31 protein-coding genes are annotated in these 26,434 nt (G+C 41.8%); 24 read left to right on the top strand and 7 right to left on the bottom strand.

Annotation, left to right across the window (positions count from 1 at the left end; translation table 11 throughout):
- Positions 1–6 precede the first annotated feature (6 nt).
- Together LGZ99_RS01690 and sctN are read right to left on the bottom strand one after the other, a co-directional pair.
- Positions 7–468: a type III secretion protein gene (locus LGZ99_RS01690; RefSeq protein ID WP_036836881.1), complete on the bottom strand. Its 462-nt coding sequence runs from the start codon at positions 466–468 to the stop codon at positions 7–9.
- Positions 465–1,790 carry a type III secretion system ATPase SctN gene (gene sctN, locus LGZ99_RS01685; protein ID WP_021323777.1) on the bottom strand — a complete coding sequence of 442 codons (1,326 nt, stop codon included), beginning with the start codon at positions 1,788–1,790 and terminating at the stop codon, positions 465–467. The genes LGZ99_RS01690 and sctN overlap by 4 nt, the downstream gene beginning before the upstream one ends.
- A gap of 187 nt (positions 1,791–1,977) precedes the next feature.
- Between sctN and sctW the strand changes: the two genes are divergently transcribed.
- From sctW to LGZ99_RS01610, 15 genes are all read left to right on the top strand, one after another.
- Positions 1,978–2,850, top strand: a complete 873-nt coding sequence (gene sctW, locus LGZ99_RS01680) for a type III secretion system gatekeeper subunit SctW (protein ID WP_021323776.1) — start codon at positions 1,978–1,980, stop codon at positions 2,848–2,850.
- Complete coding sequence (locus tag LGZ99_RS01675; protein WP_021323775.1) at positions 2,831–3,118, top strand: TyeA family type III secretion system gatekeeper subunit; 288 nt, start codon at positions 2,831–2,833, stop codon at positions 3,116–3,118. The genes sctW and LGZ99_RS01675 overlap by 20 nt, the downstream gene beginning before the upstream one ends.
- Positions 3,115–3,486, top strand: coding sequence for a type III secretion chaperone SycN (gene sycN / locus LGZ99_RS01670; protein WP_021323774.1), 372 nt, complete (start codon positions 3,115–3,117; stop codon positions 3,484–3,486). The genes LGZ99_RS01675 and sycN overlap by 4 nt, the downstream gene beginning before the upstream one ends.
- Entirely contained in the window at positions 3,483–3,848 is a 366-nt protein-coding gene (sctX, locus tag LGZ99_RS01665; protein WP_021323773.1) for a YscX family type III secretion system protein SctX, read from the top strand. Before sycN ends, sctX begins: the two co-directional genes overlap by 4 nt.
- A gap of 2 nt (positions 3,849–3,850) precedes the next feature.
- Positions 3,851–4,180 (top strand): type III secretion system chaperone SctY, encoded by a 330-nt coding sequence (sctY, locus tag LGZ99_RS01660; protein ID WP_021323772.1) that lies wholly within the window; start codon positions 3,851–3,853, stop codon positions 4,178–4,180.
- The gene (gene sctV, locus LGZ99_RS01655) at positions 4,177–6,294 is read left to right on the top strand and encodes a type III secretion system export apparatus subunit SctV (protein WP_023045030.1); all 2,118 of its coding nucleotides are present in this window, start codon (positions 4,177–4,179) and stop codon (positions 6,292–6,294) included. The genes sctY and sctV overlap by 4 nt, the downstream gene beginning before the upstream one ends.
- The gene (locus LGZ99_RS01650) at positions 6,291–6,725 is read left to right on the top strand and encodes an LcrR family type III secretion system chaperone (RefSeq protein WP_036836880.1); all 435 of its coding nucleotides are present in this window, start codon (positions 6,291–6,293) and stop codon (positions 6,723–6,725) included. The genes sctV and LGZ99_RS01650 overlap by 4 nt, the downstream gene beginning before the upstream one ends.
- Positions 6,726–6,765: 40 nt before the next feature.
- Positions 6,766–7,044, top strand: a complete 279-nt coding sequence (locus LGZ99_RS01645) for an LcrG family type III secretion system chaperone (RefSeq protein ID WP_021323770.1) — start codon at positions 6,766–6,768, stop codon at positions 7,042–7,044.
- A 10-nt stretch (positions 7,045–7,054) separates the two neighbouring features.
- Positions 7,055–7,993: a virulence-associated V antigen gene (locus tag LGZ99_RS01640; RefSeq protein ID WP_036836878.1), complete on the top strand. Its 939-nt coding sequence runs from the start codon at positions 7,055–7,057 to the stop codon at positions 7,991–7,993.
- 9 nt (positions 7,994–8,002) lie between these two features.
- On the top strand, positions 8,003–8,512 hold the full coding sequence (locus LGZ99_RS01635) for a SycD/LcrH family type III secretion system chaperone (RefSeq protein WP_036836877.1): 510 nt from the start codon (positions 8,003–8,005) through the stop codon (positions 8,510–8,512).
- Complete coding sequence (gene sctE / locus LGZ99_RS01630; RefSeq protein ID WP_081858248.1) at positions 8,493–9,725, top strand: type III secretion system translocon subunit SseC family protein; 1,233 nt, start codon at positions 8,493–8,495, stop codon at positions 9,723–9,725. The genes LGZ99_RS01635 and sctE overlap by 20 nt, the downstream gene beginning before the upstream one ends.
- An 11-nt stretch (positions 9,726–9,736) precedes the next feature.
- Entirely contained in the window at positions 9,737–10,621 is an 885-nt protein-coding gene (locus tag LGZ99_RS01625) for a YopD family type III secretion system translocon subunit (RefSeq protein ID WP_036836875.1), read from the top strand.
- 408 nt (positions 10,622–11,029) lie between these two features.
- Positions 11,030–11,473 (top strand): type III secretion system chaperone, encoded by a 444-nt coding sequence (locus LGZ99_RS01620; RefSeq protein WP_262978810.1) that lies wholly within the window; start codon positions 11,030–11,032, stop codon positions 11,471–11,473.
- Complete coding sequence (locus LGZ99_RS01615) at positions 11,470–11,703, top strand: T3SS regulon translocated regulator ExsE family protein (RefSeq protein WP_021323765.1); 234 nt, start codon at positions 11,470–11,472, stop codon at positions 11,701–11,703. Before LGZ99_RS01620 ends, LGZ99_RS01615 begins: the two co-directional genes overlap by 4 nt.
- Positions 11,700–12,089, top strand: a complete 390-nt coding sequence (locus LGZ99_RS01610) for a YscW family type III secretion system pilotin (RefSeq protein ID WP_262978809.1) — start codon at positions 11,700–11,702, stop codon at positions 12,087–12,089. Before LGZ99_RS01615 ends, LGZ99_RS01610 begins: the two co-directional genes overlap by 4 nt.
- 271 nt (positions 12,090–12,360) lie before the next feature.
- On the opposite strand, the gene LGZ99_RS01605 is transcribed toward LGZ99_RS01610, so the two are convergent.
- Positions 12,361–12,600 carry a hypothetical protein gene (locus LGZ99_RS01605; RefSeq protein WP_036836868.1) on the bottom strand — a complete coding sequence of 80 codons (240 nt, stop codon included), beginning with the start codon at positions 12,598–12,600 and terminating at the stop codon, positions 12,361–12,363.
- A gap of 254 nt (positions 12,601–12,854) precedes the next feature.
- Between LGZ99_RS01605 and LGZ99_RS01600 the strand changes: the two genes are divergently transcribed.
- From LGZ99_RS01600 to LGZ99_RS01585, 4 genes are all read left to right on the top strand, one after another.
- A complete protein-coding gene (locus LGZ99_RS01600) occupies positions 12,855–13,652 on the top strand; it encodes an alpha/beta hydrolase (protein ID WP_021323762.1) in 798 nt (265 codons plus the stop codon).
- A 363-nt stretch (positions 13,653–14,015) separates the two neighbouring features.
- The gene (locus LGZ99_RS01595) at positions 14,016–14,339 is read left to right on the top strand and encodes a phage holin, lambda family (RefSeq protein ID WP_021323761.1); all 324 of its coding nucleotides are present in this window, start codon (positions 14,016–14,018) and stop codon (positions 14,337–14,339) included.
- Positions 14,340–14,351: 12 nt separating this feature from the next.
- The gene (locus tag LGZ99_RS01590) at positions 14,352–14,753 is read left to right on the top strand and encodes a hypothetical protein (protein WP_021323760.1); all 402 of its coding nucleotides are present in this window, start codon (positions 14,352–14,354) and stop codon (positions 14,751–14,753) included.
- Between the two features lie 9 nt (positions 14,754–14,762).
- A complete protein-coding gene (locus LGZ99_RS01585; protein ID WP_021323759.1) occupies positions 14,763–15,212 on the top strand; it encodes a lysis protein in 450 nt (149 codons plus the stop codon).
- A gap of 76 nt (positions 15,213–15,288) precedes the next feature.
- Here the strand turns inward: LGZ99_RS01585 and LGZ99_RS01580 are convergent, their stop codons facing one another.
- The gene (locus LGZ99_RS01580; RefSeq protein WP_021323758.1) at positions 15,289–15,684 is read right to left on the bottom strand and encodes a VOC family protein; all 396 of its coding nucleotides are present in this window, start codon (positions 15,682–15,684) and stop codon (positions 15,289–15,291) included.
- A 717-nt stretch (positions 15,685–16,401) separates the two neighbouring features.
- Between LGZ99_RS01580 and LGZ99_RS01575 the strand changes: the two genes are divergently transcribed.
- From LGZ99_RS01575 to tehB, 4 genes are all read left to right on the top strand, one after another.
- Positions 16,402–17,547, top strand: coding sequence for a polysaccharide export protein (locus tag LGZ99_RS01575; protein ID WP_021323757.1), 1,146 nt, complete (start codon positions 16,402–16,404; stop codon positions 17,545–17,547).
- On the top strand, positions 17,547–17,975 hold the full coding sequence (locus LGZ99_RS01570) for an arsenate reductase/protein-tyrosine-phosphatase family protein (RefSeq protein ID WP_023043890.1): 429 nt from the start codon (positions 17,547–17,549) through the stop codon (positions 17,973–17,975). Before LGZ99_RS01575 ends, LGZ99_RS01570 begins: the two co-directional genes overlap by 1 nt.
- A 71-nt stretch (positions 17,976–18,046) precedes the next feature.
- Positions 18,047–20,188, top strand: a complete 2,142-nt coding sequence (locus LGZ99_RS01565; RefSeq protein ID WP_023043891.1) for a polysaccharide biosynthesis tyrosine autokinase — start codon at positions 18,047–18,049, stop codon at positions 20,186–20,188.
- A 202-nt stretch (positions 20,189–20,390) separates the two neighbouring features.
- Positions 20,391–21,266 (top strand): SAM-dependent methyltransferase TehB, encoded by an 876-nt coding sequence (tehB, locus tag LGZ99_RS01560; RefSeq protein ID WP_023043892.1) that lies wholly within the window; start codon positions 20,391–20,393, stop codon positions 21,264–21,266.
- Here tehB and LGZ99_RS01555 read toward each other — a convergent pair.
- Entirely contained in the window at positions 21,247–22,836 is a 1,590-nt protein-coding gene (locus LGZ99_RS01555; RefSeq protein WP_031280593.1) for an FGGY-family carbohydrate kinase, read from the bottom strand. The genes tehB and LGZ99_RS01555 overlap by 20 nt on opposite strands.
- Before the next feature lie 620 nt (positions 22,837–23,456).
- Here LGZ99_RS01555 and LGZ99_RS01550 point away from each other — a divergent pair.
- The gene (locus LGZ99_RS01550; RefSeq protein ID WP_031280594.1) at positions 23,457–24,824 is read left to right on the top strand and encodes an alanine/glycine:cation symporter family protein; all 1,368 of its coding nucleotides are present in this window, start codon (positions 23,457–23,459) and stop codon (positions 24,822–24,824) included.
- Between the two features lie 51 nt (positions 24,825–24,875).
- Here the strand turns inward: LGZ99_RS01550 and LGZ99_RS24765 are convergent, their stop codons facing one another.
- Both LGZ99_RS24765 and LGZ99_RS01545 read right to left on the bottom strand, forming a co-directional pair.
- Positions 24,876–25,169, bottom strand: coding sequence for a VUT family protein (locus LGZ99_RS24765; RefSeq protein ID WP_081704172.1), 294 nt, complete (start codon positions 25,167–25,169; stop codon positions 24,876–24,878).
- Positions 25,170–25,456: 287 nt separating this feature from the next.
- Complete coding sequence (locus tag LGZ99_RS01545; RefSeq protein WP_021323753.1) at positions 25,457–25,732, bottom strand: FaeA/PapI family transcriptional regulator; 276 nt, start codon at positions 25,730–25,732, stop codon at positions 25,457–25,459.
- Positions 25,733–26,434 lie beyond the last annotated feature (702 nt).

The following is a 26,434-nucleotide window of genomic DNA, read 5'->3' as shown; positions in this document are numbered from 1 at the left end:
TCTGTTTTACACTCTTTCCTGGCGATGGAACTCTTCTTGTTCCAGCTCTTCCTGGTATTCACTTTGGGCGCGGATCGCTTCTTGTTCCTGGCGACCCAATTCGTTAAATTTTTCCTGCTGCTGACGTGCGTGGTGCAATACACGTTGACACTCTTGTAATTGGCGGAGTTCCAGTTCCACTTTTTCGGTCATTTCAGCGACTTTCTTTTCCAGCAGCGCTTCATTTTCTCGCAACAGGGCAATTTGTTGTTGCCAGCGCTCAAGGCCTTTGCGGTCAATGGGTTGGCCTTGACACAGTTCAAAAAGACGTTGCTCTTCTGCTATTCGCCATTGACAGTAATCTTGCAAGGTTTGCAAGGCCTGTTGATGGTGTTGATGAGCCGTTTGAAGTTTCATTTGTTGCAGGGACAAATGTCGTTCAACGCGTTCAACACGTAGTGCTTTTATGCGTTGTAAACGGCCAATCATTGTTTCGTTATCTGCTGTAAGAGCGCTAAAGTTTGCGGCAAATCACTTGTTTCATGAGTGCCTTGGCGCAACCAGCTACGTATTGCTTCAATGTGTGCAATGGCATTGTCGGCAACGGGATCTTGCCCCTTCTTGTATTCTCCGATCTGTAACAACAGCTCAACTTCTTCATATTTAGCCAGCCAATGACGTAACAGACCCGCCTGAGCCTGGTGTTCAGGAGTGATAATCTGGTTCATCACCCTGCTGGCGGAACGTAACACATCAATAGCTGGATAATGGTTAGCCGCAGCCAGCTTGCGTGACAAAATAATGTGACCATCAAGGATCGAGCGGGTCTCATCCGCTACGGGTTCTGTCATGTCATCCCCTTCCACCAATACAGTGTAAAGGGCGGTAATTGATCCTTTGTCAGATTGACCTGCACGTTCCATTAACCGTGGTAACGCCGCGAAGACTGACGGTGGGTAACCTCGTCGGGTTGGCGGTTCGCCGGCAGCCAGACCTATTTCTCGTTGCGCGCGGGCGAAACGGGTCACGGAATCCATCAGCAGGAGTACACGTTTGCCTTGATCACGGAAGTATTCAGCGATTGAGGTCGCCACAAATCCTGCCTTAGCCCTCTCCATCGCTGGGCGATCTGAGGTAGCGACTACCAGTACTGAACGTTTCAGCCCTTCTTCACCCAGATCCGATTCGATAAATTCCCGCACTTCGCGGCCACGTTCACCGATGAGTGCCAGCACAGTAACATCAACTTCGGCGTTACGAATTAACGTAGATAACAGCGTACTTTTGCCACCGCCCGCAGCGGCAAAAATTCCCATACGCTGACCTTCACCACAGGTTAGCAAGCCGTCAATAGCCCGCACGCCGAGTGAGAGCGGGTGCTCAATCCGTTTACGGCTCATGGGGGCCGGAGCATCCCGATAAACCGGATACAAAGCTTGTGGTTCCGGCAACTGTCCGCCGGAAAATGGATTACCCAGTCCGTCAAGGATTTGTCCTAACAGGTAATCACCTACGCCAACCTGATGCATGGCTCCGGTTGGACTCACTTCAGTATTTGAAGAGATGCCAAACATTTCGCCAAGTGGTGTCAACAGGGCTTGGTGTTGTTGGAACCCAATCACCTCTGCCAGGAGGGATAGCGTATTGTCGGGATTGCGTAAATGACAAAGTTCACCTATCCGCACACCGGGGATGACAGCCTTAAGTAATGTACCCGTGACTTGAGTAACCCTGCCGCGAATCTGAATTAGTCGACATTCATTAATAGCGTGGCTCATTTGGCCGGGAATATGGTCAAGGGAAAGCTTCATAATCGTTTATATAACCTCTGCTGCGAGTACTATAAAGAAGGGAAAGGGTAAGGGATTGCAACCTGAGTCGGGAGTTTTTAGAAAATGGTTTAGTTTGCCTAAAAATTCACGACTGATTTTGGCATAGGCACCGGGACGGTATCTTTATAATTTGTCCATTATTAACTCTGATATGACAGGATAGGCTATGGATATTATCCAGAATCATCTTCATTCGGTAACTTTGTCAGAACCTGATGCCGGGATTACAGCACAACAGGAGCAGGCCAGGGTCGGTCAGTTTCAGGGAGAGAAAGTGGTACTGGTTACTGCATCCCAGTCTTTTGCTGATGCAGCCGAAGAGCTTACTTTTGCATTTTCGGAACGCAAGGATATGCCGCTTTCCAGACGTAAAGTTAGCGATGGACATGCCAGGGTGAGGGAAATTGAGACTTTGGTGGGTGAATACTTGCAGAAAGTGCCGGATCTGGAGCGTCAACAAAAGGTTAAGGCGTTGATCTCTCATTTAAATAGCAGTCAGCTGACTAATATCGCTCAGTTGCAGGCTTATCTGGAAAGTTTCTCTGGAGAGGTGAGTGAACAATTCTATGCGTTGAGTCAGGCCCGTGATGCGTTGGCCGGCAGGCCAGAGGCACGGGCCATATTGACATTGGTTGAACAGGAGTTATCACGTTTAGCGCAAGAGCAAGGTATTGCTATCGAGTTAGGCGCCCGCATTACGCCTGATGCCACGGCAGCAGCCAGAGATGGAGTTGGTAATTTGCAGGCATTGCGTAACATCTATCGTGATGCCGTTATGGATTATCAAGGGCTGTCAGCGGCCTGGCGAGATATCCAGGCCAATTTCAAGAGCAGCTCCCTGATGGAAGTGACAGGATTCATCATGAAAGCCCTGAGCGCTGATCTGGACAGCCAACCGCGACAACTTGATCCTATTAAGCTGGAACGTGTGATGAGTGACATGCATAAGCTCCGTCTGCTTAACAGCTTGTCGGTTCAGGTTGAGCAGTTATGGCAAAGCGTGGTAAAGGGGGAAAATCATGGCATACGAGCCTTCTGACCTTATGGGTGATGTTGTTTCTCTGATTGAGAAACGCTGGGCCAATGTGCGGGATGTTGAAATGCTCGGTCATGCTTTGGAATTGCAGAATAGCCAAACTCAAATTCATTTCTACCGGGAGTTGAAGCGATTGATTCGATTGATTCCGGTGGAAGTTTTCAGTGATGAAGAGCAGCGGCAAAACCTGCTTAATTCTTGTCAACTGGCGCTTGATACAGCAATTGAAAGGGAAGAAGACGAATTGTGGTCAGGAGAGGGAGCATCATGAACTGGATAGAGCCACAATTGCTCCAGTTTTGTCAGGATTTGGGTATGGAGATGTCTGATGCTTCCAGTCCCTTGATCCAAATCGATTTTGAATATTCTGGCACGTTACAGATTGAGCGCTATGGTGGATCATTAACGCTTTGGCTGGCCCGTGAAATTCCCTGGCATCAGGGGAGAGACGCGATGGTTAAGGCGATGTTACTCACCTTTAGCGGTCAGGGGCCAGAACTGCCCTTGCGTTGTGGCTGGCTGGGGGAAGACCGCCTGTTGTTGTTTGTGACATTAGATGAACGGCATATCACGTTGCCTTTGCTGCATCAGGCATTTCGCTCCTTGCTAAGAGTACAGCGTGAGGTGCTCGCTTCGTGAGTAGAATTGCCTCCGCCCATATAGGAATTGAGCAACTGACGGCGATCAGCCGGGAAGAGATAGGGGTTGGCTTGCCTGATCGCTATGCGTTATTGCCCGATGGTCAATCCGTTGAGACTCACTCTGCACGTCTTTATCCAGCCAATAAAGCTGATCAGGCTTTGTTGGCCTTTGCTTGCCCACAAGATGGGTTTCACTCTCTGTTACGTCCCCATGACTTCCGTCAGGCTGTCAGTAGCTTGCGTGCAACCTTGCAACAAGGTGATGACATCAGGGTACAGCATGCTGTCTCCCTGCTGGAAAAGATGAATCAAGATGAACAGTTGTTGCAGATGGCCCTGCACCTGTTGCACAAGGTATAACCATGACTCTTAGTTCTAAACAGCAAAGTGCTTTGCTGCTGCTCGGCTGGCTTCAACTCCAGTACGGTCACCCTGACCGAGCCCGTATTTTATTGGATGCATTGCTGGCTTTACATCCTGAACATCAGGAAGGACGCCGTGCTTTGGTGGTTTCATTACTTAAACTGCAACAGGGGAGCGTGGCAAAAGAACATTGCGCTCTCTTACGGGATCAGGGGGAACAAAGTGAAGCTCTTTGGCTTTGCGTCAGCCGCGCCTGCCAACAGGAAGGGAACCTGGAAGAAGCACGCAGCGCTTATCAGCGTTATCTCTCTCAAGGGACCGTGCTATGAATCGCGGGCTTGAGTTATTAAGCCGGATCGGCGAGCGCAAAGATATTATGCTGGCAATATTATTGCTGGCAGTTGTCTTCATGATGATTCTGCCACTTCCTCCTTTCCTGCTGGACATTCTTATCGCCATTAATATAACCATCTCTGTCGTACTAATGATGATGGCGGTTTATATAAACTCCCCCTTGCAGTTTTCCGCTTTCCCTGCGGTATTGCTGGTAACGACCCTGTTTCGTCTGGCGCTTTCAATCAGTACCACCCGGATGATCCTCTTGCAGGCTGACGCCGGGAAGATTGTTTATACCTTTGGTAATTTTGTGGTTGGTGGAAACCTGATCGTGGGGATAGTGATCTTTTTGATCATTACCATCGTACAATTTATCGTCATCACCAAAGGTTCAGAGCGTGTGGCTGAGGTTAGCGCGCGTTTTTCCCTTGATGCCATGCCTGGTAAGCAGATGAGCATCGATGGAGATATGCGTGCCGGAGTCATCGATGTCCATGAAGCCAGGGAGAGGCGCAGCATTATCGAGAAAGAGAGCCAGATGTTTGGTTCGATGGATGGTGCGATGAAATTTGTTAAGGGTGATGCTATCGCCAGTCTCCTTATCATCTTTGTCAACATTCTGGGGGGGATAACCATAGGCGTCACCCAGAAAGGGATGTCAGCGTCTGATGCATTGCAGCTCTATGCCATTTTGACCGTAGGTGATGGCATGGTTTCTCAGGTGCCAGCCCTGCTGATTGCCATCACGGCGGGTATCATTGTTACCCGGGTTTCGTCGGAAGACTCCTCAGATTTGGGTAATGAGATTGGTGAACAGATCGTTGCTCAACCAAAGGCGCTACTGATTGGTGGTGTTTTATTGGTGTTGTTTGGCCTTATTCCCGGATTCCCGACATTAATCTTTTTTATGCTTGCGCTGGTGGTGACCGGTGGAGGTTATTTTCTGTTCCAGCGTCAGCGGCAAGCCAACGTTAGTCAGCAAGCTGATCTTCCCAGCCTGTTAGCCCAAGGAGCAGGTGCCCCGGCAGCCAAATCTAAGCCTAAGGTTGGCAGTAAAGCCAAAGGCGGGAAACTCGGTGAGAAAGAGGAATTCGCGATGACGGTTCCTTTACTTATTGATGTGGATGCCGGATTACAGGCTGAGTTGGAAGCCATTTCGCTTAACGATGAATTAATACGGGTACGGCGCGCGCTCTATCTGGATTTGGGAGTACCCTTTCCAGGTATCCACTTACGCTTTAATGAAGGTATGAAGCAGGGAGAGTACTTGATCCAGCTACAAGAGGTACCCGTCGCCCGTGGTCGGCTGCGTTCAGAGCATCTGCTGGTGCAGGAACCAGTTAGTCAGTTGGAATTGTTGGCTATCCCTTATGAGGAAGGAGAGCCTCTGTTGCCTAATCAGCCTACTTTGTGGGTAGCCGAAGTACATCAGGAACGTTTAGCTAAGTCTGGAATGGCGGTTTTGTCGATGTCTCAGGTGATCACCTGGCATTTGTCACATGTGTTGCGGGAGTATGCTGAAGATTTTATTGGTGTGCAGGAAACCCGCTATCTTCTGGAGCAGATGGAAGGCAGCTACGGTGAATTGGTCAAGGAGGCCATGCGCATCATCCCATTGCAACGGATGACTGAAATACTGCAACGGTTGGTGGGAGAAGATATCTCTATTCGTAATACACGCGCGATTCTTGAAGCCATGGTGGTATGGGGGCAAAAGGAGAAAGATGTGGTGCAGTTGACGGAATATATTCGCAGTAGCCTCAAGCGTTATATTTGTTATAAGTATGCTAACGGTAACAACATCCTGCCCGCTTATCTGTTGGATCAGCAGGTAGAAGAGCAGATCCGGGGTGGTATTCGTCAGACGAGCGCAGGGAGTTATTTGGCGCTGGACCCGGCGGTGACGCAAAGTTTCCTTGAACAGATGAAAAAAACGGTAGGCGATTTAACGCAGATGCAAAATAAGCCTGTGTTGATCGTATCAATGGATATTCGTCGCTATGTGCGCAAGTTAATTGAAGGTGATCACCACGGTTTGCCGGTGCTCTCGTATCAGGAGCTAACTCAACAGATCAATATTCAGCCTCTTGGTAGGGTTTGTCTATGAATCATGATCCACTTACTCCTTGGTTTGAGGCGCGGGGTTATTCGGTGCAGCCTCACTGTATGGGGAATAGTTCAATTCCTCTTGGCTGGCGTGTGTGGTGTGAAGGCTGTGAAATTGCCTGGCGTTATGATGCACCGAGAGTTTGGATTGTCATGTTACGTCGTACCCGGCAGCGCCGGGGGCTTGCTAATCCATTTGCTCCCCTTTATCTGTTGGCAGCAGCCGCTATAGAAGTGCTTGGAGTGGGTAGTCGGCTTTATGGTCAAGTTAATACCTTGGCTGACTCACCTCTTAATGATGAACGCTTGTCCCGCTTTTATTGCCGTTGGACAGGGGCGAGTGAGGTAGCACCTGGCTGGTTCGAGTTAGAAGCCAGTCGCGTTATCTCGTTACATCAGATGAGAAAACAACAAAAAAAAGTCCAACTTTGACAGGAAAAATCAATATCTGTCTTTATTATAGGAGTCACTGATGCAAGAGGAACCCAATGCCAAAGTACTGCAAGCAGCTGAGGAAGCCATTAAGGACAGTGATCACAGACTGCAATTGCTACAGGAGATGTGGCAGTCTCTTGGCATCAACCCAAATGTAGGTACAGCGCTGTTTGGTCATGCTGATACTTCTTTGGTGCAGGATGCCGAGCAGGAGCTGCTGACAGAAGTTAATCGCTTACGAAGCAACCATCCTCACTCTTTGGAAGAGGGAAAGCGTCTTCGCCGTCCACCTCGTATGCGTGGCATTATTGTATAAGGATTTAAAGATGGAAATTAGGCCATATCAAAATGACCCACAGCTTTTCTTAGCAGATCTGGAGAAGGTTTCGCTGGATAGACTACAAGGTTCTGGATCTTCTGAGCTTGATAGTTTGGTTAAGCTTATTCTCGATAAGAGGATTAAGATTGAAGCGAAATATGATTCGGGTGGGAGCAAGGTTATTACTGACGATGAAAAGCTGTTGAAAAAGCTGATTGCCTATTTCTTGCCAGCAGATGCGGTTGTTAAGGGTGGTCACTTTGATAGCCAAATAAAAAATGGGATCGAAAATCTTAAATCCTTCTTGAATAATCCGACATTAAAGACTGACTGGACATTAAGGGATTTCTTGGCTGCGGTTCATTTTAATTTGACTCCGGATCGTCTTGATGATGATGTCACTGAAGTATTTACCTCTGTCATGTTAGGTCATGATAAAAAACGACTCGAGTTGCGTGATGAACTAGCTGCATTGACTGCGGAGCTAAAGGTTTACAGTGTTATTCAGTCGGAGATTAATGCGAAATTAGCAGCTAATGAGACTCTCAAGATTAATGATGGTAAATCCTTCAACCTGCTGGACCATGAGAAATATGGTTTTAGTGATCAGGGCACTTTTAAGAAGAGTGCTGAATATAAGTTGCTAATCAAGATATCTAATGGATCACCAAACCTCTCCATTAAGGACTTTTTAGAAAGCTCTAAAAAACAAAGTGGAGCTATGACAGATCTGAAGACATCATATGAATATGACAAGGATAATAACAAACTGGCCAACTTTTCTACTTCGGTCAACGATCGTGTAAATCCACTAAACAATACTGTCCAGGAAAAAACCACGCGTTTAAATGATGTTAGCTCTCGCTACAACGCTGCTATTGAAGCGTTAAACCGTTTTATCCAGAAATATGACAGCATTATGCGCAATATTCTCGGCGCAATTTAAGGAATAATTATGGAGCACCAAGAAACATCTACCACTTCTGACCAGTATGCACAAGAGTTGGAGTCCTTTCTTCATGACGGCGGTACCCTTGCCATGTTGAAGGATGTCTCCAGTGATACGCTGGAGCAGCTTTATTCATTAGCGTTTAACCAGTACCAATCAGGTAAATGGCAGGATGCGCATAAGATATTCCAAGCCTTATGCATGTTGGATCATTATGACTCCCGGTTTTTTCTTGGATTGGGTGCATGTCGTCAGGCAATGGGACAATTGGAACAGGCGATCCAAAGTTATAGTTATGGAGCGATGCTTGATATTAATGAGCCTCGTTTTCCATTTCATGCTGCCGAATGCCTCCTGCAATTAGGAGAGCTTGATGAGGCTGAGAGTGGCTTCTACTCGGCTCAACAGTTAGCGGCAGCTTTGCCGGAACAGGCTGCTTTAGCTGCCTGTTCTAGCGCAATGTTAGAAGCCATCACAATAAAAAGGACTCAGGAAGATGAATCTGATCGTAAATGATCCACTACGGGGCGGTTTTCCAGTTGGTGATATCCCTGCGACTACACCTTTTAAAGAGGATTATCATGTTACGCCTAGTCAGGCGGGTAATGTACAACCTAATGTAGTCACGACACGGGGAGTGGCATTACCGGCACCATTGGCAGTGAGTAATACTCGTCTTGATGTTCAGCAACAAGGGAAAATAGCTAGTCTGGTCGCGTCGGTTACGCAAGGAGTAACGTTGGCAGCAGGGCTGACAACAAAGCTGACAGCAGAATTGAAAGAAACTTCGCGGTTGGCTTCTCTGGCATTCTCCTCACCAGAGGAATTCGAAATTGAGCTGGGTAAGCTGACCAGCGATATTGAGCGTACTCAAACAAATCTCAAGATCCAGGATATCCAGCGGGCACGCCAGGAAAGCTTGCAGAAAATGGATGAGAACCAACAGAAGATCAAAGAAGCTGAAAACGCTGCCAAAGAGGCGCAGAAATCCGGGTTGTTCTCCAAAATCTTCGGTTGGATCAGTGCGATTGCTTCAATTGTGATCGGCGCAATCATGGTTGCTACCGGGGTCGGTGCGGTAGCTGGCGCTATGCTGATCGCCGGAGGGGTAATGGGCGCGGTGTCTCAGGGGCTGCAACAAGCGGCTCAAGACGGTTTAATCAGCAAGGAAACTATGAAGTGGCTGGGACCAGTGATGACTGCGATTGAGGTTACAATGGCTGTGGCAGCAGCAGCGGTCAGTTTTGGTGGCTCAGCAGTAGGAATGATAGCCAAGATGGGTGCTAAGATGGGCAAAATAGTGGCTGAAGTGGCATCTAAGGTTGGCAGTAAAGTTGTTGAGGTAGCGGCTAAGGCGGCGGTTGAGGTAGCGTCTAAGCTAGCAGTAAAGGCGGCAGAGTTTTCTGCAAAATTCGCTGGTACAGCAACTAATGCCATGGCTCGTAGCGTGAAAGTGGGTATGCAGGTGAGTGACGTGGTTGTTGATCTAGCGAATGGTGGTGCTCAAACTGCCAATTCTGCGCTCCAGGCTAAGTCGGCTAATCGACAAGCAGATGTGCAACTTTCACGTAGTGAGTTGACGGCATTCCAGGCTGTTATGGATAAGCTTAAAGAGGAGCTGTCCCAGATGGTGGAATCTTTCCAACATGTAATGGAAATGGTTTTCCAGATGCTCAATGCCAAAGGTGACATGATAAATAATCTTGCCAGCCGACCGCACGAAATTTAGGGAGTAAAAAGATGGAAACTATTAATAATGTCAGTAGTCATCAGGTGATCAATGTCAATAACAGTGTTGATATTGTGACTGATAAAAGTTCGGTGACAACAACACATGAAGCAGCTATCCAACAGCTGGAAAAAGCTGCGCGTATGGATAAAGTTGACTTGATTACACCGAAGCAGGGCCTTGATCTTAGCCGGTTAGGTAATGTCAAGCAAGAATTGAGTAATACACTGGATATGCTGTCGCTACTTTTTGAGATTGCCAAGAAGATGCGTGAATTGGGTATCTTGCAGCGTGATACCGAAAATAGAGCGACTATTGATGCTCAGAAGTCACAAGTGGATGAGATGCGTCATGGCGCTAAGTTGATGATTGCTATGGCTGTTGTTTCAGGTGTGATGACTCTTGGTTCAGGGTTGGTAGGCAGTTTCTCTGCTTTTAAAAACAGTAAGTCGGTTAAGCAGCAGAAGATGTTGGAAAATAATATTGCTGGCCGTAAGGAATTGGTCGACATTAAGCTGCAACAGAAAGGTCTGAGTGGGGAGGAGAAGCGTGCTGAATTTAGTCAAATATGGGGCAAAGAACAGCTTGCTGATGAGAATACCTTGAAATCTCTCTCTCGGCTTTTTGAGAATCGCAATAGCAAGCAGCAGCTCTTTAGTTCAGTAGTGAATTCTTTAGGAAAGATGTCCGATAATTCGGTGCAAGTAAGACAGGGGCTTTCTCAGGCCAAAGCCAAGGAATATGAAGTCGATGCGTCTGTTGCTCAGCATGAAAAACAAAAGAGTGAAGAGCAGATATCATTGAATAACAACTTTATGAAAGATGTTTTGCAGTTGTTGCAACAACTCTCTCAGAGCCATAATCAGGCATGGCGTGCGGCGGCTGGTGTGGTGTAATCCTGGTAGCCGATAAACGTTGATATTGTAAGTATGAGCGCCCAGAAAAGGGCGCTCAAATTGTTAATAACGCTTTGGTTTTTTGGTCAGGACTTTGATTTACCAAGGTTAGTATAAAATTAAGATGGCCAAGAGAACCTATCTCATGACAGTATTCACTTGAAATAGTCATCTTCGCAGGACATTTTATAGAGCAGAATGCGTTACAGAAAAAGCATTTCACCGATGATCTGGCACTTGGTTTACAATCACCATAGTGACCTTTTTATTAAAAGAATTGCCTTTGAGTGACAGAGGCATAAAAGATGATGGTAGTAAACTAACTCCCTTTTCTGCGGGAGTAACCCGTTTGCTTAACCGCGCGGTAACTTCAAGTTTACCTGATTTCCTTCTCTGCGGGAGTAATCCATGGATGTGATAGTTATCATCAACCAAGTTTTGGCTGAATTTGCTGCCAAATTTGGCTTGCCAAACTTAGCTTTAAATCATGAAGGTGTGGCTGCTCTCTGTTTTGATGAGCATCTTAACCTCTCTTTGATCTTAATTCCTGAACGTGACCAACTCGTTTTACAGGTAGATGTTGCTGATATCACTGCTGTTGGGGAAGGAATTTTCCGTCAATTAGCCAGTTTTAATCGTCATTGGTATCAGTTTGATCTTCACTTTGGTTTTGATGAATCAACTCAGATGGTACAGCTTTATCGACAAATGTCAGCCAGTCGGCTGAATTTGGTTGCTTTTGAGGAGAGCCTTTCGAGTATGTTGGATCATGCGGAGTTTTGGCAGGAGTTATTGCAGGCTCAAATTCCGACTGATTCTCAACTGAGTAACTCTCTGGGAATGCGAGTATGAAAATTGATAATTCATTACCTATTCATTTAACAAACGTATCCCATGAGAATGACAATCTTTGTTGTGGCCGCCGGGTTATACCTGGGCATGTACCGCAAAATATTCATGAGCCGCTTTCTGTGGTATTGAGTAGAGGTCTTGTAATAGAGCTTGAACATGAGACAGCATTACAGCGCTTGTTGGATGGTCAGCATACCCCGTTATCACAACGTAGAATCAGCCTGTTATGACCAAAATAGGGCTGGTATTGCAGTGTTTGCTGATTACTGGGTGTGTCAGTAAGGTAATCAGGAATGACGCATCACCTCTGATTGAGGGGAATGTAACCATGCCAATTTCTCTGACCAGAACAGCAAATTTTGAACTGTCATTGCTTGCTGTTGTTGAAGGCAAGGTATTGACAGCGGGTGAGATGAATTATCGCCTGGATATGTTACCTCTCACTTTTTCTATGCGTTTAAATCCACAGTTTTCCCATGATGAGTTATTTTTAAGAACCCGCTTACGTTGGGATGGGAAACGAGGAGTACAGGCAAAGAGCCAACAACGAATCGTGGCAGGAAAAAGGATTATAGTACAATTATCTCCTTTACCTTGTTATCCGGAGTGTCTATAAACTTGAGTAGTTAATCTCTTGAGTTATTCAATTCAATTATGTTGAATAATTTTACGGGATATTTTTTTGTTTATATTATCTAATGTGTCATCTAATTGATTTTCAATATTAAATATTTATACAATAATACATTGTATAAATTACTATCTTTATATTCTTACATTTAATATTAAAAATTTAATAATTTCTCTGATAATATTCTATTAAATCCATTTAATCATAGATGGGATAAGAATAATTATTGTGACAATACCTGATGCCGAATTCTATATTAAGTCATGATAAGCTTAATATCCTCTGGGTCTGGAAATGCAGTTAATATCTTTTCTCTTCCTCCTCTGTTGTTTCCTGATATTTCTATTGCTTTGCTATATTTGACTTTTTCACCCTTAAAATATTTAGCCACATTTGTATGTGGAGGATTCCTGTCATCTTGGAAAATCCAAAATATCCTGTTAAATTTATTAATACGTAGGGCAATGACCTTAAGATATTCATGTTGACTTCCCATCTATGGCACTGCCAGGTTGCCATTCCAATCTGTGTATTTTTCAATTGTGGTAAGCCTCTGTCCAAAGTTCTTCAAAATTCATCAGTGAAAGTGTGAATGGTGTTTTATTCTGGATTAACAACGTTGCGCTTATTAGTCTAATCTGCTTTATTAAATAAATTCATTTTTTGTTATCATGTGATGTGTAAATTGCATACAATACTGAAACAAAAACCTAGAATGGTATTTATCATCTCTTTGCTGAGGATAAGATTATGAGTCAATTTCACTGCAATAATATAACAATAGATTACAATGACAATGGAATTGGTCCAATAACATTGTTATTGCTTCCTGGATGGTGTGAACCTAAAACGGTTTTTATTCCATTTGAAGCGTTGGCTGTGGAAACTTTCAGAGTGATTAGCTTGGATTGGCGTAATCATGGGTTGTCCTCACAATCGGCATCGCCACTAACGCCAGAGATATTGTTAAATGATATTGTTTCTTTCATTAATTCATTAAAAATAGAACAGCTTATACTGGTTTCGGTTGCTCATGCCAGTTGGATTGCTACCGATATAGCAGAGATAATGCCAGAGAGAGTATCTGCACTCGTATTTCTTGATTGGATTATGACTAACCCTGATCCTGCATTTTTTCAGTCAATCAGCGATATTCAGGATCCTGAAAATTGGACTTCAGCAAGAGATTCTTTATTTAATTTTTGGATGGGGGGAGAAAATAATAAAATCATTATGGATCATTTAATTAAAGAAATGTCACAAGTGGATTTCCCTGTGTGGGAAGCCGCCGGAAAGGCGATAACTGGAGCATATAATAGATTCGGTTCTCCTTTAGAACGATTGAAAATTTTTTCCGGAGGGCATCAATGTATTCATATTTATTCTTTGGACAGAAGTGATAATTATTTACTTCAGCAGAAAAAATTTTCCTCTGAGCACTCATTCTTCCAGGTTAAGCGATTAGAAAATTCCAGGACCCATTTAGGGATACTTGAACAACCTGAAGAGGTTTATCGTGTATTAAAGGAATTTATATTAAAGGCATGATAGTCAGCCTTGCCTTTTTATTTAAGGATACGATATCGGAAAATTAAAAAATAAATTTCAAATTAGGTTTTTATAGAAGGATTAATAATGGTTGTCAGGGATGATATTATTTATTTGGAATAGTTCATGCATTAATTAAATTATATATCTGTTAATTATTATTCCCTAATACATAATGATACACAACCGGTGTTTGTTGATGAGCACGGAATTATACTAAATGTAAGTAATCACCTTACAAAATTTAAGGCTGCGCTATGTGTGGCCTTTTCTTATTCTACTGATTTCGCAGTATTCCTATTAACTCAAATTTAAGGCTACACGGCAGCCTGTGGATTCCCATTGTATCAATGGGAGGAAAGGATGAAATACATGGATAAACAGCCTGACATTTGGATGCAGCTATGGTTATGGCTGCTGTCAGTCAAAGAGCAAGGTATAGGTGCGGCACTGGCTGCTGCAATGGCTTATCTCAGGGGGAGATATAACGGAGGTAAGTTCTGGACGACAATTATGGATGCCATCATGTGCGCCATGATTGCTTGGTTTATCCGTGATGTGCTGGATTTCTTTGGTATGAGCACGGATTTGGCTTACATCGGCAGTGTCATTATTGGTTATCTGGGAACTGACTATTTCGGTCAGATCTTAAGAAAAGTGGTTAATAACAAAACAGGCAATAAGTAAAAGGAGTAAATGATGAGCAGAGGCATACGAAACAATAACCCCGGCAATATTCGTTGGGGTGATGACTGGCAAGGCTTGGTTCCTGGATCACAGCGTACCGATAACGCTTTTTGTCAGTTTGTCAGTCCTGAATATGGTATTCGGGCAATGATTAAAATTTTACATAATTACAATAGGAAATATGGTCTAAAAACAGTGAAGGGGATCATTTCACGCTGGGCTCCCCCTAATGAGAATAATACTGATGGTTATGTTAATCGTGTGTGTAAAGACACCGATGTTACCTGCGACCAGGTTGTTGATGTGTTTAATCAGGCATTTATGACAAAACTGATTAAGGCCATTATTACCGTAGAGAATGGTAGTCAGCCCTATAACAACGAGGTCATTGATAAGGCCTTTTCACTTTTGTAGGGCGATATGATGAAGTTTAACTCACACGGTTACACCTTCGTTGCACTGGTTCTTGTCTCGTTGGTGGCTCATCACTATTACGGTAAGTACACTAAACAGCTTGATACGACAGTCCAGCTACAGAGCGAGTTACTGGAGCAACAGAATGAAATCGCCAGTCAGCAGGAGAGGATAAAGCTCCTGTCTGAACTGGATAATCAATATACAAAGGAACTTGCCAATGCCAAATCTGAAATTGATACTCTTCGTGGTGATGTTGCCGCTGGCCGCCTCCGGTTGCGTATCGCGGCAATCTGTAATCAAAGCGAAACCGGTTCCTCCGGCAGCATGGGCAATGCAGGAACCCCACGATTTAACCCGGCAGCTGAACAAGATTATTTCGATCTCCGAAGAATGATTGTTGAGAATGAAAAGCAAACTAAATATTTGCAGGAGTATATCAAAACTCAGTGTCAATAGCTGAGTTTTGATCATGTTATTTCACAATGTAAAACAAGGTAGGTGTGGGTTGGTTATCAGGCAAGTATGCTTAAAGTTAAACAGGGGATACTGTGTTTTGTAACACAACCCGATAACCATCAATATCTTCAAATGTTTTACCATTAACATCCCAGTATGGATTGTAAGAAGGAACAGTGATAAAACCGGCGGTTTCCATTAACGATATTTGATGTAACCACTCTGAATGGTCTGATATATAGAAGGCCAGTAAATTATCTTGTGTGGGTGCTCTGCCTACTGTTGTGCCATGATGATGTGTAAATTCGAGATGCCAGGGATGATCTGGATGTCCTAATATGATGCCATCAAAGTTTTCATGATTTTCGAATCGACCTAAAATAATAAACCCTAAACCTTGGCAGTACATGTCGGCAACCTGATTTAAGTTATCGGTTGGTCTGGCTATTCTTAAGATGGTTGATGTTTGCATGATAGTCCCAGTCGATAAAATTTTTATGGAATATATTCAACTTTCAGGTTTTCTGTCTCTAATATAAAACAATCAATAATAGTAGTGGATAACCGTGAAAAGTACAAAGTTGTGCTATTGAAAATTAGAATAGTCTGAAGATGTTAACAATTAGATTATAGTCTCAGAATATTCAATATCACCGAGATATTGTTTGTAATGAAATCAACTTTAGTGTTTTATAATTTATCTTTTTTGATAAAATTATTGGTTGTTTTTTAGTCTTTCATCATCATATAAATCACAAAGTCACTTATGTGAACACCAGCTTGGTACAAATCAGTGTGTATTTTTTCCGCCAATGTAATCTCAATCCTGTATTCAATTTCGATAAATTCTGATGAATGTTCTTGTTATCTTGCATCAGAGGGATGTGGTTCTTACTTTCTGTTTGCAATAGTACCTTATAAAATACATTCTATAATTAAATAGTTAATAAATATATTATTTGTTTGATTTATATTTATTTAATAGTTTGAATTCCTCAAAAGTGTTAAGTTGATTTCTATTGTTTTTACAAAGTGATATGACCAGCAACATAGAGGCTTGTGATACTTAAGCAAAATTTTTATATTATATTATATTTTATTATATTATAATCTAGTTTTCTTAGGGAGATTATAATTAATACTAATTGATGTATTTTTTTGTTTATTATTTTTTAAGGATAAATTTCTGATGAATATTAAGGAATTAATTATAGTTCTGGCATCATCCTGTTCTCTGTTATTAGGTGGTTGTACGGTTACTCCTGGGAGTAGTCTTCCTGTTTATAATAAAGAAATAATCAATAGTAATGATAGTAACTATGATATTAATAATTTGGTAAATGTTTATCCGGTAACACCGCAGTTAATTGAAAAGTTACGAGTAAATTCTGCTATTGCACGTCCTAATCCTGAGTTAGATAAAGAATTACAGCAATATGAATACCGTATTGGTGTAGGTGATGTCATTATGGTTACTGTCTGGGATCATCCTGAATTGACAATACCAGCAGGGCAATATCGTAGTGCCAGTGATACCGGTAACTGGGTGCATTCTGACGGAACGATTTTTTATCCATATATTGGCAAACTTCATGTGAAAGGGAAAACGGTCACTCAAGTGCGTACTCTGATTACAGAGAAGTTATCAAAATATATCGAATCTCCTCAGATTGATGTAAATATTGCTGCTTTTCGTTCACAAAAAGCCTATATAACAGGCGAAGTTGCCAAGTCTGATCAACAACCTATCACCAATGTTCCTTTAACTATTATTGATGCGATTAACCATGCTGGTGGTTTGACCGAAAATGCTGACTGGAAAAGGGTTATTTTGACTCATAAGGGAAAGGAGACGATTATTTCTCTGCAAGATTTAATGCAAAATGGTGATCTGAAGCAAAATCGTCTGCTCTACTCCGGCGATATCTTATACATTCCCCGTAATGATGATTTGAAAGTATTTGTTATGGGAGAAGTCAGAAAACAGAGCACTTTGCGTATGGATCGTAGTGGTATGACCTTGACAGAAGCATTGGGTAACGCTGAAGGTATGGATCAATTATCAAGCGATGCGAGTGGAGTTTTTGTTATCCGTTCATTGCGCAATATACCTGATAATAATGGAAAAATAGCTAATATCTATCAGCTCAATGCTAAGGATGCAACAGCATTAATCCTGGGAACTGAGTTTAATTTGCAACCTTATGATATTGTTTATGTTACCAGTGCGCCAATTGTTCGTTGGAATCGGGTTATCAGTCAGTTGGTGCCAACGATATCAAGCATTAACAACCTGACTGAAACAACCCGATGGATTCGTACGTGGCCTAATTAATGTTTAATTCTATTTTGATTGTGTGTGTGGGTAATCTTTGTCGATCTCCAACAGGGGAGCGTTTATTGCGGCAGCGATTTCCTCAGAAGGAGATTTATTCTGCGGGAATATCGGCTTTGACGGATAAACCTGCACATGAGTTATCAAGTAAGGTTGCGTCCAGACATGGATTGTCTTTGGAAGGGCATACTGCACGTCAGCTAACCAGTGAATTATGTCAGCAGTCAAATCTGATTCTGGTTATGGAAAAAAAACATATTGAGGCTGTAAACCGGATAAACCTAGGGGCAAGAGGGAAAACAATGCTTTTTGGTCATTGGCTAAGTGAAATGGAGATTCCTGATCCTTATAAATCCGATATAGAGGTTTATGAATATGTATATCAATTATTGTTTAAGAGTGCTAATGGTTGGTTAGGTAAATTATAACTTATAAGTATTTTTTGATTCTGGGTTTTTTATTTTTCATTACTTCTTAATAAAGTAATTATAGGCTTTTTATGACTACATCAGATAAATCAAGTCACACACATACGGATAGTGATGAAATTGATTTAGGCCGTCTTCTTAGTGCCTTATTCGATTATCGCTGGGCTATTGGCGGAATCACTCTCTTATTCATGGTTATTGGTCTTGGTTATTCCTTGGTTGCTACACCTGTATACAAAGCGAATGCTTTATTGCAAGTTGAAAAGAAAAGCAGTGCACTATCTTTAGTCGGGGACATGACGGATATGCTGTCTGGAAGACAGTCAGATACATCAGCAGAACTGGAATTATTAGTTTCCAGAATGATAATAGGCAAGACGGTAAAGGACTTGAATTTGGATATTCAGGTTACAGCCGACTATTTTCCTGTGATAGGCAAGGGAATTGCTCGTCTTCGAGGTATGCCAAAGCCTGACATTGTTATTAAAAATTTTACGGTATCATCAGAGCATATTGGTAAAGCTATAAAAATATATGTTGATGATTCAGAAAATTATCAGTTGGAGTTTGACGATCAGGTTTTTCACGGGCAAGTGAACAAGGTACTTGATGCTGATGGCATAAATTTGCTTATCTCAAATATCTTAGCTTCTCCAGGGCAAAGCTTTACATTAGTTAAACGGCCCCGGTTGGATGTCGTTCGTTCATTGCAACAAGCTTTACGGGTGACGGAGAAAGGAAATAATACCGGCATTATCTCGCTTGAAATAGAAGGTGATGACCGTAAAAGAATAAAATCGATACTTGATAGTGTCAGTAAGAATTATTTGCAACAGAATGTGACAAGAAAAACTGAAGAGGCTGAGAGTAGTCTTAGTTTTTTAAAGAATCATTTACCTAAAGTTAAAATGGCGCTCAATAGTTCTGAAGAGCTGCTTAATCAGTATCGTCAGGCTAATGAATCTGTCGATTTATCACTTGAAGCAAAATCAGCTCTGGAGACATTGGTCCAGATTGAGAAACAGCTCAATGAGTTGACTTTCAAAGAAGCTGAGTTACAGCAATTGTATACCAAACAACATCCTGCTTATGTTGCTTTGCTTGATAAACGTAAGACGTTGGCTGAGACCAAAAAGGAGCTGAATCAGTCAATCAAACGGTTACCGAAAACACAACAGGAAATTTTACGTTTAACCCGGGATGTTCAGGTTGGGCAAGAAATTTATGTACAGTTACTCAATAAACAGCAGGAATTGAGCATTCTGAAAGCTGGGACGGTTGGTAATGTGCGTATTATTGATGAAGCTGTTGTAGAAAGTTCAGCTGTAAAACCTAAAAAGCCACTGATCATTGCCGCTATGACGATGTTAGGGCTTATATTGTCAATCGGAGTCGTTTTATTAAGGGTAATGTTCCGTAAAGGGATTGAAGGCCCTGAGCAATTGGAAGAAATAGGGATTTCCGTTTATGCAACTATCCCACTATCTGAGACCCAGGCTAAACTTGAACAGCAACAGAAAAAGAGAACTCATCGTCAGAAATTGCGGTTATTAGCTATTCATGATCCTACTGATTTGGCTATTGAAGCATTGCGGAGTCTTAGAACAACCCTGCATTTTTCAATGATGGAATCCGCGAATAAAGTTATTCTTCTTTCTGGTTCAGCGCCTGAATTGGGAAAATCTTTTATTTCGGTGAACCTCGCGGCAGTATTGGCATTAGGTAATAAACGCGTTCTTTTAATAGATGCAGATATGAGAAGAGGCCATTTGCATAAGGTGCTGGAAAGCCCTCAATCTTTGGGGCTTTCTGAATATCTGGCTGGTCAGAATCAGTTAAAAGAGATTATTACCAGAACTTATCTTACTGAGCTTGATTTTGTCAGTCGGGGTGATACTCCGCCTAATCCGTCAGAGCTGCTTATGCATAATAGATTCAAGGAGTTATTATCTTGGGCAGAAGAGCATTATGATTATGTCTTGATAGATACCCCCCCTATTTTAGCCGTAACCGATGCTGCGATTATTGGGAGATATGCAGGAACTTCATTGTTAATTGCCCGTTATTATAAAACGAGAGTTAAAGAAGTTGATGTTGCTATTCGCCGATTTGAGCAAAATGGCACGCATATTAAAGGGGTATTGCTAAATGCGGTAGAGAAAAACTCCAGTCTCTATTATGGCGGACATTATCAATACAGTTATAAAGATTGACCTTTTTCTCCGGCTTTAGCCGGAGAAATTTTATCAATGAGTTCGCTTGGATAAAAAGAAGATTAATCATTTTTCCTTTTATTTCGTCAGGATAGCGATGGTGAACCTGACGAAATTTTCCTCCCGTTACTTTATGCCTTTACAGTGACAGAATGTAAATATAAGATGCATTTAAAATGCATCTTACTGTCAGGGAACTCCTATGAGCGATTTTGTTTGCTATAAGCGAATGCCAATCTGGCAAAAAAACACCATTCCTGGCATGTTCACTGAAAGACATAACACCAAAGAGGGGACGTATGCTTGTCTTGAGATCCTTGAAGGTGAACTGGAGTTTGTGATTTTTGATGGTGATCAGGAAAAAACGGCATACTTTAATGTGCAAAAGCAACCTCCCATTATTCAGCCAGAGGTCTGGCATAAAATAAAATGGGTGAGTGATGATATTAAGTGCCAGCTCTCTTTCCTATGCGAACCACAATATCTGTTTTATAAGCAAAATAACTTGTCATTGCCTCACTCAGAGATCAGATATTTGGCAGATATTATTTCTCCTTGTAAAACATTGGATTTGGGATCCGGTCGTGGCCGGAATGCTTTCTATCTGGCAGAAAGAGGTTATGACGTTACAGCGGTAGATATCAGTCTGCAACATATTGATGCAATTAATGCTATTAAAGAGAAACAACAGGTTAAAAATATCTATACAGCTGTTTATGATATTAACTTGCACAATATTGTAGAAAAATACGATTTAATTATTTCAACTGTGGTGCTGATGTTCCTGCAACGGGGAAAAATCGCTGATATTATTCACAATATTCAGAAGCAGACGAATAAGGGTGGGGTTAATTTGATTGTTTGTCCGGTTGAAACAGATTCTGCACCATATTCATTACTGCCGTTTAAATGTTTCTTAAAACCAAGAGAGTTGGAGAGTTATTATGCTGATTGGGAAATGATTAAGTATAATGAAAATCCTGGGCATCTTCATAAAACAGATGAAAATGGTAATAGAATAAAATTAAACTTCGCAACGCTTATCGCCAGAAAGAAGATTAACCGCAGGTTTGCATGATTTTGTTATATTGTTGTTGGTCACGGTACATTTGCAGATAGACTTGATATTTAGCCTGATGAAATAAAAAGGTCTCTTTTTCCGGTCTGATAACGTTGCCGTCACGTACCATTGATTTTGCTGCCTGAGTGACGTTTTCAAAGGAATCGCAGGCAACAGCACCGAGCAGGGCTGCACCAAGATTAACGGCATTCTCTTCCTGAGGCAGATGAATTTCGCGTCTGGTGGCGTTGGCGTATTCACGTAGCCATAATGGGTTTTTGGTTGCGCCACCACATATAACTAGTCTGTTTATCTGGTGCCCGGCTTCTACTAATGTATTAATAATGTGACGAGTGCCATAAGCGATAGATTGCAGGGTTGCCAGGTAATAGCGGGCCAGAGCATCACGACCATTTTCCAGCGTGAGCCCACTTACCATTCCCTTGGCGTTAGGGTTTGCCCTTGGTGAACGGTTGCCATGATGGTCAGCTAAAATATGTAAATGAACAGTTGGGTATTTTTCTTGTTTTTCTAACTGCGCAACGGCTTCATTTAGTAGCTGGTAGTATTGATGACCAGATACCTTAGCTTCTGCTTCCAGCTCCTGCCAGCTGTTATGCTGACGAATTGACCACTCAACTAATGCACCGGCGGCGCTTTGCCCACCTTCGTTGAGCCAGTAACCGGGTAGCATTGCGCCGAAATAAGGTCCCCAGACACCTGGAACCATGACAGGATGGGGACTGGCAATCATGTGGCAGTTTGAAGTTCCACTGATAATGACCAGACTGCCTTCTGGATAGGCACCGGCCAGTGCCAACCCACCCGCATGTGCATCGATAATACCACCGGCGACAACAACTCCTGTGTGTAACCCAAAATCTTTAGCCACTTTAGCGGTCAGATAACCGGCTTTCTCGCCAATCTCAAGAATGGTAGATGGAACTTTATCGGTTAAATCTTCTAAACCCACTTCATGAAGTAGATCTTCGCTGAACTGTTTTTGATGAGCCAGATAGTTCCATTTGCAGGTAAGAGTACAGATACTGGCTACATCAGCGGCAGTGGCTTTCCACACTAAAAAATCGGCTAAATCAAAGAAACGCCATACATCCTGATAACGCTGAGGAAAATGGTTTTTTAGCCACAATATTTTCGGTAGTTCCATTTCAGGACTGACTTCACCACCCGCATAGCATAGTGTCGGATCATTGGTCTGATTTATCGTGATGGTTTCTTTGGTTGCCCGATGATCCATCCACATGATGATGTCGTGTTCAGGATCTCCATTTTCAGCTACAGAAAGCGGCAGCCCTTCATTCGCTACAGCGACTAATGAACAGGTAGCATCGAAACCGATTGACTTAACATCAAGGGGATTAATATTCGCCAATGTGACAGCTTCTTTTACTGTTACACACACTTGAGCCCAAATATTTTTAGAAGATTGTTCGATAAAATCGGTTTTTGGATGAAATTGTTGAATAGGGAGAACAGAGAATGCATGTCGTTTGCCGTTTTGGTCAAAAACCGCAGTACGGACACTGGCTGAACCAACATCGATACCAATGAAATATTGTTGTTCCATCATGTGATTCTCCTCTTATTCGTTAACTTAAGCCGACAAAATGAGTTGAATGGAACAATAACACAATGAGGTTATTCAATTATTGTGAAGCGGCTCGAGAAAGATTCGGTAATTTTATGATGATAAAAAATACTACACATATTTTTCTATTGCTTTGTTGACAGGTGTAATAAACCTATTCCAGATAATGGTTTGCTTAAGAGGAAAAATACGATAGATGGAGAAATTTTTTTTCGTAAAAATTTCCGATAATTTATTCTGAGATGTTATTTGTTTAACTCATTACTTTTTTAAAAATAATACAAATAACTCATTAATTAACAGAAAAATTAAGTATGGAAATTGATATTTATTTTAATTAGTTAAAATAGTTAGGTATATAAGTAAGTTATTAATATTCAAGAGAGAGGGGCAGATGTGAAAATTTCGTGATGGATTTGGTATAACAAATTTGGGGTATCCTATCTTAAAATTCTATCGCGTGATATCACTCACAAGTATCAAATCTTTTTCCTTTTTTACGAAATTTTTCCTCGCTTATTTTCTGTAAATATTCTTTTATTTAGATTGCTACGCATATGTTGTTATTTTGTTATGGAATATCTGAGGGCATCTAATCTATGGGGCTAATCACAGAATGGCTAAGTGCTATTAACGGGGTCGTGTTGGGAATACCGATGATGGTCGGTCTTTTGGGGGTTGGGATCTTCATGCAGATCCGTCTCTTTTTTCTGCCTATACGTAAACTGGGAACGGGCTTTAAATTACTGTTTGAGCGTAATCATCAGCGGGGAGAAGGGCAGATATCGCCGTTTAACGCACTGATGACTGCACTTTCTGCCACCATTGGTACAGGTAATATTGCCGGTGTGGCTACTGCGGTTGTATTAGGTGGGCCGGGTGCCTTGTTTTGGATGTGGATAACCGCATTAGTCGGCATGGCGACTAAATATTCAGAGGCTGTACTGGCGGTCCGTTTTCGTGAGGTTGATAAAAATGGTCACTATGTTGGTGGCCCTATGTATTACATAAAAAATGGCCTGGGTAAAAAGTGGGCCTGGTTGGGAACGCTATTCGCGGTATTTGGCAGTATTGCCTGTTTTGGGATCGGTAATACTGTACAGGCGAATTCTGTTGCTGATGTAATGCAAAGTAACTTCGGTGTTTCTACCATGGTAACCGCCATAGTATTGGCGATTCTGGTTGGTGCAGTACTTATCGGTGGTATTAAACGTATTGCTGATGTTGCAGGTAAATTAGTGCCATTTATGACGGTTGCCTACTTAGTTGCTGGGATTATTGTTCTGGGCGTGAATTTCAGTGAAATTCCTGCTGCGTTTGCTCTGATTGTTAAATCTGCATTTACACCTGTTGCTGCGCAAGGTGGTTTTGCTGGTGCGGCAGTATGGGCGGCAATTCGTTTTGGTGTGGCCCGGGGAATTTTCTCTAACGAAGCGGGGTTGGGAAGTGCGCCGATTGCTCATGCAACAGCGAAAACTCAAAACCCGGTTCGTCAGGGGTTGATTGCCATGCTCGGGACTTTCATTGACACCATTATTGTTTGTTCTATCACTGGCTTTACTATCGTCATTACAGGGGGGTGGTTAACCGGTCAGACTGGTGCGACACTAACAGCGGCCTCTTTCTCTGCGGCGATTCCTGGTGGAAACTATATTGTAGCAGGCGCTTTGATAATATTTGCCTTTACTACGATTCTTGGTTGGAGTTTCTATGGTGAAAAATGTATTCAGTATCTATTTGGACAAAAAGCAATTACACCTTTCCGTGTGGTATGGATTATTGCTTTAATGGTTGGTGCTACTCAATCGTTGGATTTTGTTTGGTTACTGGCCGATACATTAAATGCAATGATGGCAATCCCGAATCTGATTGCAATAGCACTGTTAAGCCCGGTTGTTTACCGGCTGACAAAAGAACATATTAAAGATGTGAATGCAGATAGCGTTGATATTAAAGCAAAACTTTGAATAAAAGCCTTCCAGTCTGGAAGGCTCAGATTACTGACAAAGTGCTGGTTATTACCCTAATGGGAGGAATCTTGCCTTTGTCAATAATTTTAGCCGGTAAAGAAGATAGGCGTTTGTGTGTTCAGGAACTATGTATGATACAGATGAGGCAAACAAAACACCCATCATATCGAACACAATGCCGTTGAAACTGGAAGAAAATTCCCAATTATCCAGTGCCGGTATTTTCGTACTTAGGTAAAGTAGAAAACAAAATGTAAGGTTATTCAGAAAAGTAGAATTAATCGCTTTTCTTGCAAAACATAATCCATAAGATTCGTTAAATATATCTGAAATTGTATATATTAATGGTTATTACCTTTCTGTACTTAAATTATTTGTTGAGAATCTTGTAATAAGAAAATAATAAGGTGGGGAATATAATTATAGCAAAAACAGTCAGACAAATTACCCGGATGAAAATATATTTACCATCGTTGGTGTCAGAATCAGTTGGAATGTAGTGTATCCAAAGCCTCTATTTTAACGAAACGTATAGGATTGTATTTTGTTTTTGTAAATTTAGCCTAATAATAGGTCCTGCTGTGCAGAACAGGCACCTATTTTTTCAGATTTTTTTGAAAGATAAGTCGTTAGATGGATTTAATTTTATCTTCTGATATATACCATCGAAGAGAATTTTTAACGGGAGACGGAGTTACCATAACTAATCCTTTGTCAGCCAGTTTCAATAGCAGATAACGAGCTTTATAGATAGTGAAATCACATTGCTCTGCTACATCACGTGTACTGGGCCATGATTCCGGTGGTGGAGCCATTTGCATTTCCTGAACGGTGCATAATTTGGATATGACATTAAGTATTTGATCTGTTTGGGAAGGTTGAGTCGAATTTTTCCGGTTTTCCATATTAACTCCAGGCTTTATCGAACCCAGTTAGATACCTTGGGTTACTTGGGGTAATCCGACGGTTAATTTCAACATATGTGAACAATCTAAATGTCCATTCATAAAGAATTGCCGGGTATATCCTGTTTTGTCAAGGTTGGTTTTTGTACTATGTAGATTGATTATATCGAAAAATTAAAATTTTAGATCTTTTGATTTGATAAACAAGTGCAATAAAGGATTTTATCCTAATATAGATATAATTTGCGACACTATAGATCGCAAATTATAGTATTGAAATGTTATATAAGTATTTTGTTGTGAAGTTATTTGAATTTGTATTTTTTGTTTTTATTTTTTGAATTATTCTGTAATAATTTGAACTTCAATAAGGATATTGCTTATGTATAAATGTTTATGGATGAACTGTGTTTTCATTAACTTATCTCTAATCATGATGAATCCAGTGGAGAGCCATCAATGATATCGTTTTTATTTTTCTGTGCTTAATGGATTTTTATATGTCGTGAATTACCCGCGTTTTTCTAACAGTCATATCTATGTCAATGTATTTTTGCATCTTAACTATTTTAGTTAATGGATTCCATTCATAAAAAGCAAAAGATACTTAATAATCGCAAAAGCATCCATTTAAAAATGAAACTGAATAAAATTATGATGTCGACCACATTAATATTTGTCATTGCTATTATCGGTGGTATT

It is taken from the genome of Photorhabdus temperata, assembly GCF_025384845.1.
Classification (GTDB): Bacteria; Pseudomonadota; Gammaproteobacteria; order Enterobacterales; family Enterobacteriaceae; genus Photorhabdus; species Photorhabdus temperata.
Note: the sequence above shows the minus strand (reverse complement) of the source record. Positions and strands in the feature narration are given on the sequence as shown.